An 18572-nucleotide genomic window follows, 5' to 3' on the forward strand; every position below is an offset into this window, starting at 1 on the left:
CTTCCTAAAAAAAATAGGAGCTTTGAACTGCTCCTATTTTATCATATTTTGTTAATTATCTCAAAAGCTGGTTTTAACTCGGTCATATTTTTTATTCTAGTTACTAGTAGTCGTACTGCTCGCTGATGTTCCTGTATTTTCCGCTGCTTTTTTGGCTTTTTCTGCCGCGAGTGATGATGATTGAGCACTAGCTTGTTTGCTTAGGGCAGCAAGATAGGCAGCTTTAGGTTTTGTATAAATTCCTGCTTCCATATCAACGACTTGGGGTGCCTTGACCTGTTTGGCAACACTTGGATAATAGGGGAGTTTTTCAGCGATTTGACTCAAAGGCACCCGAACTTGATTGCCATCGCTCATGTCAAGAGCAATAAAATCTTTGCTTGCGCTAGTTGGAGTTTTTGTCACATTGGTAATCAGAGCTTTTAAAGCGGGTTTCAATGTTTCATATGCTCTTACAAACTCCTGAACCTCAGCATTTGAAAAATTTTGTAGAGTAGGAAGCTTATTTTCTTGTACTTGTTTTGAATCAACTGGTGTTGTGATAATATATCCATTACTCAAAACAAGATAGGTTTTATTACTTTGTTTGACATAGACACTATTTGCATATTCTTGGATTTGAGCTTCAAAATTATTGGGAAAATGGTAGCTCAACTTTACAGTAGATACGCGTGGAAATTGAGCTTTTATTGTATTTTCAATATTTTGTTTTGTGTTCAAAATTTGAAAAATACTGTCACCCGTTTTAATTTTAGAAGCCAAAGCGATTTGTTCTGCACTTTCATTTTGGTTTCCAGATACAGTAAAGTTTCCGATTTTGCTTAATGGAGAAACTGCGTAAACAGAGCCAAAGAAAATAAGTAGCGCAAAAGCCAAACCAATCCACATTTTTTTGAGGAGAGCCCCACTGCCCGCAAAAATAGATGGTCTAGTTTCTCTTAAACTTTCAACATCTTGAGCAATATTTTCTAGCTCACTCAGGATTGTTTCTTGGCCTTCTACATTTTCTGTTTCTTCTAAAATGTCTTTCCTGTTCTTAGCTTCTTCCTTCTTTGAGACTGTTTTGAGGAATGGAGAAGAGAAACGAGCAATTTTGGGTTGATTTTTCTTAGCTTCTTGTCTGGCTTCCTCAGCTTTTTTTTGCCGATATTCGAGATTTTTTTCTTGCCAGGGTGTTAGATTTTTATCTTTTTCACTCATTTAATTATTTCTTTCACAAGATTGTAAAGTCGCTCACTTGCATCTGGTACGCCTGCTTTGCGACTATTTTCTGCCATTTGCTGGTAGTTGTTCTCGTCCTTGAAAATTTCATTGATGGTTTCAATCATCACTTCACCTGTTAACTCACTGTCTGGAATCATTTTGGCAGCATTTATTTTGACTAGTGCCTGAGCATTCTTGGTTTGATGGTCAGCAGTCACGTTAGGACTAGGTACAAAAATCGTCGGTAAACCTAATGCTGTAATCTCCGCAATGGTCGTCGCTCCAGCACGGCAAAGAATTAAATCCGAAGCTGAAAGAACTTCAAGCATATTTGAAATATATGGACGTATTGCTATATTTTGGCTATTTTCGTAAGGGGCGAAGTACTCGTGGTCTTCATCATAGTAAATTTGACCCGATGCATAAATCACTTGATAGTCTTGTTCAACAAACTGAGGGAGGGCTTGTTTTACTGCTTCATTTATCGTCATAGCACCACGTGAACCACCAAAAATCACGACTGTTTTCTTACCTTTTTGTAGATGATATTCACTTTCTAAAACATCTGAGTGTTTCAAGTCTGCAACTTCTTGAGCCCGTGGATTTCCAGTGAAAACTGTCTTTTCGGCTGGAAAGAACGGTTTTGCAGCTTCAAATGCAACCGCAATTTTGGTCACATGTTTACTTAGAAATTTATTTGTAATTCCTGGAATTGAGTTTTGCTCGTGAATAAGTGTCGGAATTCTCAATTTTTCTGCGGCATAGAGTACAGGTCCTGCGACATATCCCCCGTACCAATAACGACGTCTGGCTGAAATTCTTGGATTAATTTTTTAGCATCACGCGCTGATTTGAGAAATTTCGCAATTGTTCTGAAATTATCTAAACTTAGCGAACGCTTGAATCCTTGCACGTCTACCGTTTGGAAATCTATTCCTGCTGCTGGAACAATTTTATTTTCCAGTCCACGCGTCGTCCCAACATATAGAATTTTTGAGTCCGGCTCAACTGTTTTAAGGTAATTAATGAAAGCAAGCGCTGGATAAATATGTCCACCCGTCCCGCCGCCTGTAATGATAATTCGCATTTTGTTCTCCAATTTTAACTTGGGGTTTTTGGCTCACTGACAGAATCCTGTCAGTTTTATTTTTTCTACATTAGATGTGTATTTATAGACTAGAACCTCGTCAGCACAGACCTTTTCACTGATGAGGTCGTCATTTCAATTTTTCAAAGGTAGTGATGAACAGGTCGCCTCGCTCTTCAAACGTTTTGTATTGGTCCCAACTTGCACAAGCAGGGCTCAATAGAATGATATCTCCTCTTTCTGTTTGTGGCAGAATTTCTTCCAGTGCTGTAGCAACATTTTCACTGTGAAAGACTGGAATGTCTAATTTTTCTGCAGTTTTCTGCAATTTTGATGCAGTCTCCCCAAAAACAACCATTCCTTTTAAACCAATCAAGTCTGGTTCAAGTGTGTCAAATCCATTTCCACGGTCTAAACCACCCGCAAGTAGCCAAAGTTTACTATTATCGAAACCTGAAAGTGCTTTCTGAGTGGCCAAGATATTTGTCGCTTTGCTGTCGTTATAAACTTTGCGTCCATCAAGTTCTCCGAGATATTGAAGACGATGTTTCACACCAGCAAATGTTGTCAGTACTGACAGAATGGAAGTATTGCTGACAGCACGCAGTTTTGCTACCGCAATTGCAGCAAGTGCATTTTCCACATTATGCTCACCTGGAAGAGCGAGCTGCTCAACATTCATGATGAATTCGTCTTTAAAATAGATTTTACCATCAAGAACATAAGCTCCTGCCACTTTTTCTTTTGTTGAAAATGGAACAACTGTCGCTTTTGTAGCCGAACTCAAGGCTTTACATTTTTCTTGATTAAAATTCAAAATCAAGAAATCATCTGCCGTCATATTCTCTTGAATTCGCCATTTTGCAGCTTCATAAGCTTCTTGTGAACCATGATAATCCAAATGTGCTGAAAAAAGATTGGTAATCACAGCGATTTTGGGTTTAAATGTCTTGATTCCCATCAATTGGAAACTTGAAAGCTCCATAACAAGGCTGTCAGTACTGACAGCTTTTGACGCTACTCCTGACGCAGGAAAACCAATATTTCCTGATAGTTTAGAGAACTGACCGTCAGCATTTAAGATGTCTGCAATCAGCGTTGTTGTTGTTGTTTTTCCGTTTGTCCCAGTTATACCAATAATCGGTGCTTCGCTTACCAAATAAGCTAATTCAACCTCGGTGATGACAGGAATATTTAGAGAAATTGCCCGTTCAACCATTGGATTATCATAACGAATGCCTGGATTTTTTACCATCAGTGCAAAATCTTCATCTAACAAATCCAATGGATGACTGCCACAGATGACTTTAACTCCCTCTTCGAGCAATTCCTGCGCTTCTTTATTTTCCGCGAAAGGTTTGCCATCGTTGACTGTAACAATCGCGCCTAAATCATGTAAAAGTCTGGCCGCAGCCAAACCTGATTTTGCTAAACCAAGTACCAAAATTTTTTTATCTTCAAACGTTGTGATTTTTTTCATTTTTATTCCCTTTTTGGATTCAACACATCATCGTATTTGAGATGACTTTATCCAAAGTTGCAAGCTCAATCTTTCCATCTTTCATTGCAAAATTTTGCTTCTGCTCCTTACAACTTTATCTCATCTATTTTACCCCTAATTCCGCTTTTTTTCAACAGTCTTACCACTCACCCTTTCTGTCAGTGAATTTTTTGCTGACAAAAACGACTTACAAATTGTAAGTCGCTGACAGATTTTATCAAAGCAAGTGCGTGCTATCTCCGCTTCGCCACGGTGTGGCTCCATAAAGATGTCAAGCAGACTGTTGTACAGGTCGCTTAGTCACTGGGTTGTACCTCAAATTCAGTGACGAGTCAGAACTCTCACTGAACAAATCTTGACTTTATCACCTCTGCATCATGACAAATTATCAGATTAACATTGCGACGTCAAGCTTACAAAGCCTCTCCATCTTCCTCACCAGTACGAATACGAATGACACGCTCAACAGGTTGAATAAAAATTTTTCCATCACCCACTTCTCCTGTCTGAACAGCTGTGGCAATAACAGCAACAATCTCGTCCACTTCTTGATTAATACAGACAATCTCTATCTTTATTTTTGAAAGTAATGTTGTTTCAATTTTTTGCCCACGGACATATTCTGTAAAACCTTTTTGTTGACCATAACCAAGAACTTGAGAGACTGTCATACCATGCACAATTCCATTTTCGACCAATGCTTTTTTTAAATCTTCTAGCTTATCTCCTCGAATGATTGCTTCTATTTTTTTCATCTTTTCCTCCTTATATTTTCATTGACAACTGACAGAAATTCTGTCAGTAGATTTCTTTGATTTTATCAAAAAAAGTGCGTGCTATGTCCGCCCTCTGGGCTACGCGATAAACATTTATCCGTTTTATCTAGCTGCTAAAGCGTCTGATAAAAAGGTTGTCGATGCTCGCTACGGTGCTACGTGCTTCGCACGCCGTGCTGTGAACGGTCTACGCAACTTCGTTGTTCCGCTGTCCGTTTGATTGCCATTTGGCGTTGCCTCTATTCTTGTCACTTTAGTGACTTAGAAATAGAGGACAAATGTTCATTGGCACTTTAGTGCTTACGGATATGCTAGTTGTTTCACCTAGTGGCTTAGTGAAATCGACAGCGGAGCAAAGCGGAGATAGAGCGAATGGATAACGAAGCTTTGCTACTGTGTGACCTCATATCTTTGATGTTAAGCAGACTGTTGCAGCTTTAGCTGCGTACAGGTCGCTTAGTTGTTACAACTAGAGGTTGTACCTTAAATTCAGTAGGAGTCAAAACTCCCGCTGAATAAGTCTTGAATGTATCCATAGAAATAATGATTAGTTCATCATTAATTTGTCGCAACCACTAAAATCAAGAATCCAGTCCCAAAAACGTAGGATATGCAGTTTCTTCATGTTCACTGTCATCAAGTCCAATTGCCTCAGCGCGGTCAGTGACACGAATCGGCATAAACAAAGTAATCACTTTGATGATCACAAAACTCATCACAGCAGAGAAAACAATTGTAAAAATTACTGCTAATAAATTAGCCAAAAGTAGCTTACCAGAGCCATAAATCAAGCCAACATAATCTTTATCAGGAGAAAGCGCAGGTGTGGCAAAAATTCCTGTCATAATTCCACCAAACATCCCACCAATTCCATGACATCCAAAAGCATCCAAAGCGTCATCATAACCAAATTTTTTCTTCACAACACTAATCATGAAAAAGCAGATAGGACTCACCAAAAATCCAATAATAAGAGATGACCAGAGCGAAACATATCCTGCACCAGGAGTAATCGCAACTAGTCCAACAACCGCTCCAGAGCAAGCCCCAACTACAGATGGCTTACCAATGATAAGTTTTTCCAGCAACATCCAAGATAACATCGCACTTGCTGCCGCAGTATTAGTTGTCATAAAAGCATTAATAGCCACACCATTTGCTGCAAGCGCTGAACCAGCATTAAATCCAAACCATCCAAACCATAAAAGTCCAGCTCCTAGTACTACAAAAGGAATATTGTGCGGCCGATATTCTAAGCGCTCATAATCACGACGTTTTCCAAGAACAATTGCCAATACAAGCCCTGTCACACCACTCGAAATATGCACAACATCACCGCCAGCAAAATCAATCGCATGAATCTGGGCCAAAAATCCACCGCCCCAAACCATATGTGCCAAAGGATAATAAACTAGAAGTAGCCAAACAACCATAAAAATCAATAACGGAGTAAAACGCATTCTACCAACCACAGCACCCGTAATCAACGCTACCGTAATAATTGAGAACATCATTTGAAAACCGCTGAACAATCCGTCAGGAATGTGACTAGCTGGAAATAACGAATTTTTTGCCATATCCACACCATTCATGAATAAATGCTGAAAATCTCCAATAAAACTACCACCACCAGAAAAAGATAAACTAAATCCAGCAATCACCCAAAGTATTGAAGCAAGTGCCATCGGCGCTAAGGACATCATCATGTTATTCAAAACATTCTTTCGACGTCCCAGTCCCCCATAGAAAAAAGCAAGTGCGGGTGTCATTAATAAAACTAGTGCAGAACAAATTAAAATAAAAGCAATTGAGCCCGTCTCCATATCAACCTCCTTTAAAATGCGTGAAATACTCATCATGAAATCACTAATTTCCTCATGTCAAAGAGTTAACAAATAATTCAATCACTTGGAAAAGTCTGTACTATGGCTAATCCGTTGTAAAAATTAACAACGAACCAACCTTCATGGCACGAACCCAGCACCATGAAGTGAAATAATCACTTCAAAATGGAACTAGTATATACAACATATATCACCAAAAATCAGCAGTCCATCCACTTTTCTCTGGAATAATATGTACCAAAGCTATAATACATCAAACTATCTCCAAGCAAATCACTTTGAGTGCTTCTTTACCAAAGTACCAAATAATAGAATTTATAGTCATTTCAAACAGATAAAATTTACTCTATTTTCTGACAATTTATTCATGTTATAAATTATAACATGAATTTATAAAAAAGCAAGTATTTTTTATGTTTGATGTCACAAAACATAACATTAACTTCTCGTGAATACCAGTCGGTATACAAAAAAGAGCTGTCAGTGCCATGACAACTCTCTAATATTCATTTATTTTCTAGTTTCCTAAATGGCAAGACATATGAAGTCAAGACTTATTCAGTGGGAGTTTCAACTCACTACTGAATTTAGTCGGACGAAATTCAAAGCTTAGTGCTGCTTTATCTCCGCCCTTTGGGCTACGCGATAAACATTTGTCCTTTTTATCTAGCCGCTAAAGCGTCTGATAAAAAGGCTATCGATGCTTGAACAACTAGCATATCCGTAAGCGCTGAAGCACCAACGGCTACCCTATAAAGTGGCTAGTCGCAATCCTCACCAATGAAGTAATCACTTCGAAGCACGATTAATATAATGTCCATCACCATTAGTCCAATTTCGGAATTTTTAATATGAAAGTTGAGCCAACACCAAGCTCAGACTCTACCTCAATTTTTCCTTTATAGTTCTCCGCTAGACGTGCCATGATTGACAAGCCGAGCCCTGTTCCACCAATATCTCTATTTCTTGCCTTATCTGCTCTGAAAAAGCGCTCAAAAAGGTGTTGAATATCTTCCTTAGAAATCCCTATTCCCTTATCAGAGACTTTCGTAATCACATAGTCTTCATCCTCAGCAATCGTGATTGTAATTGACTTTCTATCATCAGGTGAATACTTCGCTGCATTATCTAACAAAATACTTAAAGCTTGCTCATAATGATTTGGATAAATTTTTGCCTTAGTCTCATCACTCACTTTTTGAATCAGCTCAATTTCAAATTCTTGACGCACCAAAGCAAAATTTTTCACCGCATGTTTACAAACTTTTACCACGTCACAATCCAGTTCACTACTAGATAAGTCAACATTTTCAAGTCTTGCAAGTGCAAGCATCTCCTCTAGCATCTTTTTCATTCTTGAAATTTCAAACTGACTTGCCTGCAAAGATTCATCCAAAATCTCAGCATCATTCTTTCCCCAACGATTAAGCAGGTTAATATGACCATCCAACACAGCAAGCGGTGTCCTAAGCTCATGAGAAACATCTGAAACAAAGCGTTTTTGTTGCTCCACGTAAGCATTGGTTTTCATCATCATCTCATTATAAACATGGGCAAGTTCCTCAATTTCATCACCCGTCTTAATTTCAATCGGTTTAAATTCACCTGTCGGATCTTCAGCAACTTCCTGCATTCCCTTATGTAACTTCTCTAATGGTCTCATAAAATAATGAGCCATGAAGTAACCAATAATCTGAGCTACAATCAATGCTACAACTTCTAAAACCAAGAGGGAAATCAATAGAAGATTACTTACCTTATGATAAGAAGTTAAATCATAAAAGGCCTGTAAATATCCAATCACCTTACCCGTTGACTTAGAAACAATCTCTCTTTCAACCAAAAATCCAGGATTTTTACCATCAAACTGCTTAATTTCATTATTTTTTAAATTCATGAAACCAAATGAACGAGGATGGGTTGAATAAAGCAAGTGTTTATCAATATCGTAGATATAAAAAGCTTTTCGACTACCAATCATACTCATCAATGTTTGCTCTTCAGCAGAATGGTTACCAGGCTTTATCGTTGCTGTATACTCAATATATTGGTGTAAATTTTCCGAAGTTAACGGCTCTTTTGCCTCGGAGAGTACATTTTCAATATTTGTCATTGAATTTAATACAACGCTTTTCTCCTCATTGATAAAGGTTGTTATTGTCGCCTGATAAATCACAACTGCAAATACCGTAAAGGTGATAAAACAAAAAACTGTATTAGCAAAAGCCCATCTAAGCATGATACTTCTTTTAGATGAGCTTTCATTTTTATTCTCTATTTCTTTGGGCGTTTTATTTTTTTTCATCTTACATTCTACTTACGTTCACGCATCACGTATCCCAAACCACGTACCGTTTGAATATAGCTTTCATGTCCTTCAACATCAATTTTGTTGCGAAGATAACGAATATAGACATCAACAACATTTGTTTCTGTTCCTTCTTCATATCCCCAAACTTGTGACACTAAATGTTCACGAGTCACAACATCACCAACATTTTGCATCAAAGTCAAAAGCAAGTCGTATTCACGGCGAGTAAGGTCAATAACCTTTTTACCACGATGCACTGTACGATTTGTTTTATCAATCACTAAATCTCTGAAAGTCGTATTTTCTGATTGTTCTACCGCATGAGCATGATCTTCACGACGGAAGAATGCACGAACACGCGCCAATAGCTCTTCAATAGCAAATGGTTTAGTAATGTAGTCATCTGCACCAATATCAAGACCGGCCACTCGGTCCATTGTAGAATCACGTGCCGTCATCATGATAATCGGTGTGTCTTTTTCTTTACGCAAACGACGAGCCACCTCGAAACCATCAAGTTCTGGCAACATCAAGTCCAACAAAAGTAAATCGTAATCTTTTGCTAGAGCTTCTTCAAGACCTGAACGACCATTGTCTTTAATCTCTGTTGAATATCCCTCATGTTCCAATTCAAGTGAAACAAAGCGTGCTAAATTTTTTTCATCCTCTATAATCAATATTTTTTTCGATGTCATATCTTCTCCTTCTTAAAAAAATCTGTATAATTTGCTATCTTATAATGCTATTATAATATAAATTTAATTTATCTACAAACTATTTGCTGGAATTATTAAAATTGATTCCGCTTACCTTTACTCTGTTATCACTAACAGATAAAATGAGAAGCCTCTAATCAAATAATCCATCTAAGCCTGCGAACGGAGATTTCTTTTCATCTTGTTTTTCTTCTTGTTGCTTTTTATAATCTTCTTCGGTGAGTACTGACCAAAATTTTCCCATTGGCATTGCTTCATCTTCTTCATTTTCCGCCAATACTCTCAAAGGAATTTCCAACAAAATATTGTCAGCCACAGATTCATCCAAACTAATCAAATCTTTGTCCAAGATAAAAATCATATCATTATCTAACAGTTCTTGATTTTCCTTTGCATTTTCTTCCGTGGTAAAAATTTCATTGACAACCACTTCCATCGGATACTCTACTGCTCTTAAACTTCTTGACGAAGGTAAAGTCAGAACCGTCTTCAACTGATAATCCAGATAAAATAGTCCATCTTCATAACTCACTTCACCCCTGGTTTCAATAATAGAGCAATCAAGAATTTCTGACGAACGCGCCAATAATTCCTCGTGCAAATCTAAATTTTCTTCAAAATTAATGTGCTTTTTCTTAGTTATCTCATTCAAAGACCATTTCATATTCATCGTTCTCCAATTATTTTTCAAGATGATTTATACTAGCCCATCTCTAAACAGCTTTAGACGTTTAGCTAGATGGGCTGCAGTGACACTGTCTTGTAGCGATTGGAAGAACCATGCTTTTCTCATTCGCAACCTTAACACAGCGCATTGAAGTAATCACTTTAAAAGTGAAACAGTATCAGTAATTTTCTCTACCATCAACTCATCTTATTTTATATTATTTTTAGTTTTTATCCTAGCAATATTTATCATTTTCTCAATAAGTCGCAAATCATTGCTAGTACTGTTTTATTTCTACAAGACTCTTTTAGAAAGAACTCTGCTATGTTACGTTGTCAATGCACCATGTCTAAGCTGTCGAAATATTTTGCCACCCGCTCCATCTTTGTGATTATACTTTTCTTATCTGTCTATCTTTGCAGTTCATCTACTAAATCTGAGACCTAGTATAAACCTATGAGTCCATAGTATAAAAAGCTGCCTATTGACAGCTTTTCATCTTCAAAAATAAAAATGGTCGATTGACCATCTCTATTATTGTTTGCCGTATTTCTTTTCGAATTTCGCGATACGTCCGTCCGCTGCTTGGAATTTTTGACGACCTGTATAGAATGGATGTGAGTCTGAAGAGATTTCAACACGAATCAATGGATAAGTGTTACCGTCTTCCCACTCAACAGTTTCTTTAGAACCTTTTGTTGAGCCAGACAAAAATTTGTAACCAGTTGTTGTGTCCATAAACACTACTTCTTGGTACTTAGGATGGATATTTTGTTTCATCGTTAGAATTTCCTTTCTGCCTTGGACTGTTTGCCAGACCAAAGTTGTACGAATACTTAAACATTTTATCAAATTCATAATAAAATTTCAAGTCAAAGTTTTGATTTGTCAAGAAAAAAACTTTACATCTTCTTTTAGAATCATGTTTTTTACATTTTTACACTAAGCTTCTATCTTAAATGTATCCATGAGATCCATAAAATCATCAAAAAGATAACTTGCATCATGTGGACCTGGTGCTGCATCTGGGTGAAATTGAACAGAAAAAGCTGGGAAACGACGATGTCTTACTCCCTCAACAGAGTTATCATTAATTTCCACATGGGTAATCATCAAATCTTCTGGTAAGTTTTCACTATCTACTGCATAGCCATGATTTTGGGAAGTAAAATCAACGCGTCCTGTAGCGATTTCACGAACTGCATGGTTAAATCCACGATGTCCAAACTTCATCTTATAAGTTGTAGCGCCATTTGCTAGACTAAACAATTGATGACCTAGGCAAATTCCAAAAATGGGAATTTTTCCTTGAATCCCACGAATCATCTCTATCGCCTCTGGAACATCTGTAGGGTCACCAGGTCCATTTGTCAACATGACTCCATCTGGGTTCATGTCTAAAATTTCATCAGAGGTTGTATTATATGGAACAACGGTGATGTTACATTGACGCTTTGAAAGTTCCCGTAAAATACTATGTTTAAGTCCAAAGTCTACCACAACAACTTTCCTTCCTGTATTTGGTGAAGGATATGCCGTTGTTGTACTGCTGGTTTCGACTTGATTTGTTGGTAATACGGTGGCTTTTAGTTGACTCATTTGATGTTCAACTTCATCTTTTGCTTGAACAAGAGCCGCTTTCATCGTTCCGTGTTCGCGAACAATCTTTGTAATTGCTCGTGTATCTATCCCTGAAATACCAGGGATATTTTTTGCTTTAAGAAACTCATCAAGAGACATTTGCATCCGCCAATTCGAAGGACGACGCGCTGCTTCATGAACAACTATAGCCTTACAAGTCGGGTGGATAGATTCGTAGTCATCACGATTTACACCATAATTACCAATAATTGGATAGGTAAACGTTAGAATTTGCCCATTGTAAGATTGGTCGGTGATTGATTCTTGGTAACCTGTCATCCCAGTACTAAAAACTAGCTCTCCCGTTACATCAAGATTTGCTCCAATCGCCTCTCCCTCAAAAATTGTGCCATCTTCCAAGATTAAGAGTCTCTTGCTCATCATTATCTCTTTTCTGTTCTTATTTTCCGTATTTGAAGTGCGTTAAAGTCACCTGCTTCATACTAATACTGTTTAACTTAGCAAGTGCGTGCTAATTCCCCCACCTCTATAAGGTGGCGGGATAAGCAGCACTAAGCTCCGCTTTCGTTCTACTAACATTGGTGGGGGAAAAAGAATCCCCACCAATGAAGTAATCACTTCAATTTCTAAATCTTCCATTTACAAATTACTTTGCTACGGTGCTGAAGCGCCAAGAGCAAAAGGCAGTATCTTTGCAGTTGACATTTGGCGTTGCTGCTTTAGTTAGATTGCGATTTGAACTTGCCACTTTATAGGATAGCCGTTGGCGCTAAAGCAGCAACGGATATGCTAGTTGTTTCACCTAGTGGGTTGCCACTGCGACTAGGTGCTTTGCCTTTTGCTCTTACTGCTTTAGCAGTTAAGCAAACGGACAGCGGCGCAACGAAGTTGCATAGACCGTTCGCAGAACGGCGTGCGAAGCACGTAGCACCATAGCGAGCATGGACAGCGAAGCAACGAAGTTGCGGAGATAGCGAAATCGACAGCTTAGCAAAGCGGAGATACAGCCAATGGACAGCGTAGTCATCTACCAAATCTGCTGAGCAGATTTAGAGATGAACTAGTATAGCATGCTTTAACAATGTGTGCCATGCCGTCATTATGAAATTTGAAATATCATCTGACCAATCAAGGTTCCATTCACTCACCCAATGAGAATTCAAGTCTATTATTCTACATTTAGATATTGTGCAAGACACAATTTAACTTCTAAGTAGATGAAGCTAGATGATACCGCCTTACTTTATACGTGCACTTACATTAGACTATTGTTTCTAAGTTAGAACTTATTGCTCCCGAAATACTTGCACCTACAACTTTTAGATTTTTTTCTTGTTTGATTTCATTTTGTTTTTGCATGATTGCCTCAAGAATTGCCATCCGTGTGTAAACACCATTGCTCATTTGTTGAACAATACGGCTTTGTGGACTTTCAACTAAATTATCCGAAATTTCTACATCACGATTTACTGGTGCTGGATGCATGATGATTGCCGTTGGTTTAAGCAATCTAGCTCTTTCTTCTGTCAAGCCAAATTGTCTATGATAAGATTCTTTTGAGAAAACTTCTCCACTTGCGTGGCGTTCATGTTGAACACGCAGCAACATATGAACATCCAGTTCAGGAAGGATACGGTCAAGGTTGGCATAATGTCCGTAGGCGTCGAATTCTTCACTATACCATGCTGCTGGACCTGTGAAATAGAGTTTCGCTCCCAATTTTTTAAGCATCATCATATTTGATTTTGCAACACGTGAATGTGTCAAATCACCAGAGATTGCAATTTTTAAACCTTCAAATCTGCCGAATTCTTCATAAATCGTCATCAAGTCAAGTAGACATTGGCTTGGATGTTGACCTGAACCATCTCCACCATTGACAATGGCACAAGTGATATTTTCAGAATTGACAAGTTCTTCATAGTAATGTTCAACGCCTGAGCGGATAACGCAAACTTCAACACCTAACGCGCACAGTGTCAATACTGTATCATAAAGTGTTTCTCCTTTACTGATTGAGCTGGCTTGGGCATCAAATTCAAGGACGTCCAATCCCAGTTTTCGCTCAGCAATATGGAAACTGTGGTGAGTTCGTGTACTGTTTTCAAAGAACAAATTTGAGGCAAAAGTCTGTTTAGGCAGATTAAATTCTGCTGTACCTGACTTATGGGCTTGCGCTCTTTTGATTAATGCCATCACTTCCTCGGTACTTAGATTTTCCATTGTTGTGAGGTTTGATAAACTTACTAATCCGTTTTTTACTGACATATTAGGTCTCCTTTACCCTAACTGAGCGCTCTCGGTCGCTACAGTTTGTTTTGACAATTTTGATTTGATTGAAGTGATTACTTCATCAGCGGGGATCCTTTCTCCCCACTGATGTTAGTAGAACGAAAGCAAAGCTTAGTGTCGCTCATCTCGCCACCTAAGAGGTGGCGGGATTTAGCACGCACTTGCTTGGTTAAATTTGATGCTATCAGTGTACTGACAGACTTATCGTCATTTTAATGTTCACTGACATCTTCTGGTAAAACTAGATTTAAGACAATCCCAAGAATAGTCGCAATGGCTACTGACGAGATTTGTAAATTTTGCGTAATATTGATAATCATGCCACCAATCCCAATGACTAGAACAACTGAGCTAATAAGGAGATTGCGTTTAATATCAAAGTTTACTTTGTTTTCTACTAAAATCTTTAAACCTGATGCTGCAATAACTCCAAAGAGTGCAATGGATGCTCCACCAATCACTGGCGCTGGAATAGATTGCAGTAATGCTGTAATTTTACCAATAAACGAAACAACTACAGCGAGAACTGCCGCTCCTGCAATAACATAGATAGAATGAATCTTCGTAATTGCCATTACTCCAATATTTTCACCGTAGGAAGTTACTGGCGGCGCACCGAGGAAACCAGCGATAATCTGTGCGACACCATCACCACTCAGTGTTTTTTCAAGTCCTGGTTCTTGGAAGTAGTCTTTCTTTGTTAGAGAATTTAGAACCATGATGTGTCCAAAATGTTCTGTCATTGTGACAAATGCAATGGGTGCCATTGTCAAAATAGCCGATGGATAAAATGCCCAATGATAACTTACAAAAGGAACAACTACTGGCGGAAGGTCAAGCCACTTTGCGTGAGTGAGTCCAGTAAATGAAACGATGCTTAATCCCGTGATTTTTCCGATAATAATCGCTGCAACATAACCTGTAATAATCCCAAGCAAGATAGGTACAACAGAGAGAAAACCTCTTCCATAAATACTATAAATTACAATTGCTAACACTGTAATCAAAGCAATGATGATATAAGATAAGCTATATCCTGTCTGCGCTCCTGCATTGGTATACATTGCATCATTAATTGCAGTTGGAGCTAATGAAAGTCCAATGACCATAACAATTGGTCCTACTACAATCGGTGGTAAAACTTTATCAATCCAGCCTTTACCTGCAAACTTGACGATGAGAGCTACCACTAAATAAACTAAACCACCTGTCATTGCTCCTTGTGCAATTGCAGGCATTCCTCCATTTTTCATCAGTAGAGTCATCGCACCAATATAGGCAAATGACGAACCCATGTAAGCAGGAACTTTAAATTTCGTCACACTCATGTGAGCTAAGGTACCAAGTCCAGAACTCAATAAGGCAATGGCAGGATTGATTCCAACAAGAATCGGCACCAAGACAGTTGAGCCAAACATAGCAAAGAGATGCTGGAAGGAAAGCCCAAACCACTGTCCTGCTCCTGGTTTTTCGTCTACTTTCAAAATAATATCGTTATCGTTCAATTTTTTCTCCTGTCAGTAACTTCTTAATGCTGTCAGTATACTGATAGCTCTGTCAGTATGCTAACAAAACTATCATATGCCGATTCAATGCTTCTGTCAGGCACATTGAACTGACAGACTTTTATCAAAGGCCTTCGGGCTATGCGATAAACATTTGTCCTTTTTATCTAGCCGCTAAAGCGTCTGATAAAAAGGCTGTCGATGCTCGCTACGGTGTTAAAGCACTTAACGTTCAATCAAAATACTATCAGTACCATCATGTTCTGACATTTGAACGATAATTTCTTCTTCGCGGGCAGTTGGAATATTTTTCCCTACATAGTCTGCACGAATAGGTAATTCACGATGCCCTCTATCTACAAGGACAGCTAATTGGACACGTGCTGGACGACCAATTTTTACCAAACCATCAATTGCTGCACGAATTGTGCGACCTGTATAGAGAACATCATCAACAAGTATGATATCTTTACCCGTAATGTCTACATCAATGTCTGTGGTATCTTTTTCTGCTTGCTTATCATCACGAAATGGCCGCGTATCAAGCTCACCAAAAGGAATTTCCAGACCTTCTAACTGTTGCAGGCGTTCCTGAATCCGCTTTGCCAGATAAACACCCCTTGTCTTGATTCCGACAAGAACTAACTTATCCAAGTCTTTGTTACGCTCGATGATTTCATAAGTAATCCGTGTAATCGCACGTTTCATTGTGATTTCATCAATAATTTCTTTTTTTGCCATCTTTGACTCCTTTATTTTAAGATGTGAGGGACGCTTGTCCTGAAGTGATAAAAATTAGGAATTTGCAAGTTCACATTGAAAGTGTGCTTCTGAAATTTCTCTATTTTTTGCTCGCTTCAGGCGCACCGACCTCCGTTGATTAAGACACCCACTAAAGTCCTATTTTACAAACTTTAGCACTCCGACAGTTTTTACAATCTGATTTGTAAAAACAAAAATCCTGCATCCATCAGAATGCAGGTATAGTATCAGAAAATGGACGCTGTCCACCGTTTTATTACTTTGTTATTTTCTGACCTTGCCTGCCTCTCTGGACAACCTTAAAGGTTTAAAACATTATAGCAAATTTATATTTTTTTGTCAAAGATATTTTGATAAAAATCTGTCAGTACTGACAGAAAATATTTTACTAATCATAATATCCGTCAGCGACCATCAATTCAATCAAACGCTTAATAAATTCATCACTCGTTTGACTTCTCTGCAGAAAATTCACATGATATTCTTCAACAAGTATTTCAATAATTCTTGGAAATATACGATTAAAATCATGTGAGTCTGCTGGATTTATCGCCATCGCGAGAATCAATTTTATTGATTGTTCATCCCAATAAAGTGGCTGAACTGGCTTTAATACAAGAAATCCAGTTTTTTTCCCTTCGTATCTGATGGTATGAGGAAGTGCGACACCACTTGTAAAGGCAGTTGAGGCCATTTTTTCCCTCTCAAATAATCGTTGGGTATAATGATAATCAGTAAAACCCTTTTCGAAAAACCACTGTCCAATGAAGCTGAACACTTCTTCTTTTGATTCTACTTCTTCCAGCACTATGCACGCTTCTTTTTGAATTAATTTTGGTAAAAATTCTTCTAAAAAGTGCAAATAGCGTTTTTGTTTGATGCGTTCAATTCCCCTACGAATCCTTGCAAAATCACGTTCTCTTAAAAATTCTTGGATAAAAACGACTTCTGCATCATAATCGAAAAATTTTTTCTCTGACGAAATAATAAACTCAATTCTGTCAGTATTTTTTATTTCGTCAGTACTGACAAAAAGTAATTCATCACCAAAACGTGATTCTAATAAGACTTGAATCTGATTTTCTCTCTCCAAATAGTCTGAGCCAACAAGCAAAGTATGGATCTTTTTCTCATTTTTCTTTTGCTCGTCCAGAAAAGAACCAATATGCAACGCCAAAAAAGCAATTTCATCCTCAGCAATCTCAATTTTCAAATCCGTTGCAATCAACGAAGACAAATATACAGCAACATCAAACAAAGCAGGATAACGCATCTTAATCTCTAAAGCACTCAGATTGCGCTTAACTTTTTTATCCTTTACTCGATGATAAAGATTTTGAGTATGAAGTAACAGACGATTTAAAAACTGTTGGTCAGTAAAATCAATCAGGAATACACTACTTAATTCTTCCAACGCCTGATGAAGACTATCTGAAACATTTTTTGACACATAATTAGCAACCTCAACTTCACGATGCCCTCGCTCACCATCACATAACAAAGCCAGCTCAAACTTATCTTCCTGCGCCAGTTCAAGATGATATTTTTCAAAAATCAACACTGCAATTTTTTCAATCATTGGCAAAGATGGACTTGAAAACACTTTAGGCTCTTCCTGCCATTTCTGATTAAGCACAATAATCAGATGCAAAATAAAATTTTGGAAAAAATATTGATTAACATGAAAATTAAATTCATCAAAAACCTGCTGACAGATTTCTGTCAGCACTGACAGCGGAATTTCTCCTAAAAATTGCTGCATTTCATCTTCTAGAGAAGGTGCATCACCATTTTTCTTACGAATGAGTGTCATGATGAGTAACCGCTTTGCCTCTTGAGTCCCTGTCAGAAAATAGTGAAACTCATGCTGCTTAATCATCAACTGATAATCCTGCATTAACTCTTGCAACGCTGACATATCCTGACGAATTGTTGATTCTGATACCCAAAGCTTTTCTGCCAAATCAAATAAATCTACTCCCTCGTCACCTTTTTGCAGTAAATAACGTAAAATAGAAAATCTGCGCCCATCCACCGATTCATCCACTTTCGGAACCTCAAAATACTGCCAATTGTATCGGTAGCCCTCCCGACTACTTTCCACTAAATCAGGCGTATCATTATTAAGTTGTTTCACATAATACCTGATACTTCGATTTGTGACCCCCAATATTTTTGCTAAATCCGAACTCGAAACAAACTGCTCCTTTTTCTGATTTTTTAGATAATCTAAAAGAATTTCTTTCTTTTTCATCCTATTATCCCGTTTTCATCATTTTCACAGTAAAATATCTGTCTATCCTATC

12 protein-coding genes and 2 pseudogenes are annotated in these 18572 nt (G+C 38.0%); all 14 read right to left on the minus strand.

Going from position 1 to position 18572, the window contains the following annotated elements; genetic code table 11:
• Positions 1-96: 96 nt before the first annotated feature.
• Positions 97-1200, minus strand: coding sequence for a cell division protein FtsQ/DivIB (locus FLP15_RS10935; protein WP_142767144.1), 1104 nt, complete (start codon positions 1198-1200; stop codon positions 97-99).
• A pseudogene (gene murG, locus FLP15_RS10940) lies at positions 1197-2290 on the minus strand (undecaprenyldiphospho-muramoylpentapeptide beta-N-acetylglucosaminyltransferase). The gene FLP15_RS10935 and the pseudogene murG overlap by 4 nt, the downstream one beginning before the upstream one ends.
• 130 nt (positions 2291-2420) lie before the next feature.
• Positions 2421-3770: a UDP-N-acetylmuramoyl-L-alanine--D-glutamate ligase gene (gene murD, locus FLP15_RS10945; RefSeq protein ID WP_142767145.1), complete on the minus strand. Its 1350-nt coding sequence runs from the start codon at positions 3768-3770 to the stop codon at positions 2421-2423.
• Between the two features lie 434 nt (positions 3771-4204).
• Entirely contained in the window at positions 4205-4546 is a 342-nt protein-coding gene (locus FLP15_RS10950; protein WP_142767146.1) for a P-II family nitrogen regulator, read from the minus strand.
• A gap of 602 nt (positions 4547-5148) precedes the next feature.
• Entirely contained in the window at positions 5149-6390 is a 1242-nt protein-coding gene (locus tag FLP15_RS10955) for an ammonium transporter (protein ID WP_142767503.1), read from the minus strand.
• Positions 6391-7237: 847 nt separating this feature from the next.
• Entirely contained in the window at positions 7238-8716 is a 1479-nt protein-coding gene (locus tag FLP15_RS10960) for a HAMP domain-containing sensor histidine kinase (RefSeq protein ID WP_142767147.1), read from the minus strand.
• A gap of 8 nt (positions 8717-8724) precedes the next feature.
• A complete protein-coding gene (locus tag FLP15_RS10965; protein WP_120772040.1) occupies positions 8725-9417 on the minus strand; it encodes a response regulator transcription factor in 693 nt (230 codons plus the stop codon).
• A 154-nt stretch (positions 9418-9571) separates the two neighbouring features.
• Positions 9572-10102, minus strand: coding sequence for a DUF177 domain-containing protein (locus FLP15_RS10970; protein ID WP_142767504.1), 531 nt, complete (start codon positions 10100-10102; stop codon positions 9572-9574).
• A gap of 537 nt (positions 10103-10639) precedes the next feature.
• Complete coding sequence (locus FLP15_RS10975) at positions 10640-10885, minus strand: type B 50S ribosomal protein L31 (protein WP_120772041.1); 246 nt, start codon at positions 10883-10885, stop codon at positions 10640-10642.
• 162 nt (positions 10886-11047) lie between these two features.
• Positions 11048-12127: a carbamoyl phosphate synthase small subunit gene (locus FLP15_RS10980; RefSeq protein ID WP_142767505.1), complete on the minus strand. Its 1080-nt coding sequence runs from the start codon at positions 12125-12127 to the stop codon at positions 11048-11050.
• 936 nt (positions 12128-13063) lie between these two features.
• Positions 13064-13975, minus strand: a pseudogene (locus tag FLP15_RS10985) (aspartate carbamoyltransferase catalytic subunit); the annotation flags it as partial.
• Positions 13976-14211: 236 nt separating this feature from the next.
• Positions 14212-15504, minus strand: coding sequence for a uracil-xanthine permease family protein (locus tag FLP15_RS10990; RefSeq protein ID WP_142767149.1), 1293 nt, complete (start codon positions 15502-15504; stop codon positions 14212-14214).
• Positions 15505-15729: 225 nt separating this feature from the next.
• Positions 15730-16245 (minus strand): bifunctional pyr operon transcriptional regulator/uracil phosphoribosyltransferase PyrR, encoded by a 516-nt coding sequence (pyrR, locus tag FLP15_RS10995; protein ID WP_120772045.1) that lies wholly within the window; start codon positions 16243-16245, stop codon positions 15730-15732.
• A gap of 409 nt (positions 16246-16654) precedes the next feature.
• Complete coding sequence (locus tag FLP15_RS11000) at positions 16655-18520, minus strand: BglG family transcription antiterminator (RefSeq protein ID WP_142767150.1); 1866 nt, start codon at positions 18518-18520, stop codon at positions 16655-16657.
• Positions 18521-18572: the final 52 nt, after the last annotated feature.

It is taken from the genome of Lactococcus protaetiae (assembly GCF_006965445.1).
In the GTDB taxonomy this organism is placed as follows: Bacteria; Bacillota; Bacilli; order Lactobacillales; family Streptococcaceae; genus Lactococcus; species Lactococcus protaetiae.

Excerpts from the sequence above, each read along its gene's own strand:
- FLP15_RS10970 (WP_142767504.1), bottom strand. The coding sequence starts at position 10,102 with ATGAAATGGTCTTTGAATGAGATAACTAAGAAAAAGCACATTAATTTT.
- pyrR (WP_120772045.1), bottom strand. The coding sequence starts at position 16,245 with ATGGCAAAAAAAGAAATTATTGATGAAATCACAATGAAACGTGCGATT.
- murD (WP_142767145.1), bottom strand. The coding sequence starts at position 3,770 with ATGAAAAAAATCACAACGTTTGAAGATAAAAAAATTTTGGTACTTGGT.
- FLP15_RS10975 (WP_120772041.1), bottom strand. The coding sequence starts at position 10,885 with ATGAAACAAAATATCCATCCTAAGTACCAAGAAGTAGTGTTTATGGAC.
- FLP15_RS10980 (WP_142767505.1), bottom strand. The coding sequence starts at position 12,127 with ATGAGCAAGAGACTCTTAATCTTGGAAGATGGCACAATTTTTGAGGGA.
- FLP15_RS10950 (WP_142767146.1), bottom strand. The coding sequence starts at position 4,546 with ATGAAAAAAATAGAAGCAATCATTCGAGGAGATAAGCTAGAAGATTTA.
- FLP15_RS10965 (WP_120772040.1), bottom strand. The coding sequence starts at position 9,417 with ATGACATCGAAAAAAATATTGATTATAGAGGATGAAAAAAATTTAGCA.
- FLP15_RS11000 (WP_142767150.1), bottom strand. The coding sequence starts at position 18,520 with ATGAAAAAGAAAGAAATTCTTTTAGATTATCTAAAAAATCAGAAAAAG.
- FLP15_RS10935 (WP_142767144.1), bottom strand. The coding sequence starts at position 1,200 with ATGAGTGAAAAAGATAAAAATCTAACACCCTGGCAAGAAAAAAATCTC.
- FLP15_RS10960 (WP_142767147.1), bottom strand. The coding sequence starts at position 8,716 with ATGAAAAAAAATAAAACGCCCAAAGAAATAGAGAATAAAAATGAAAGC.
- FLP15_RS10955 (WP_142767503.1), bottom strand. The coding sequence starts at position 6,390 with ATGGAGACGGGCTCAATTGCTTTTATTTTAATTTGTTCTGCACTAGTT.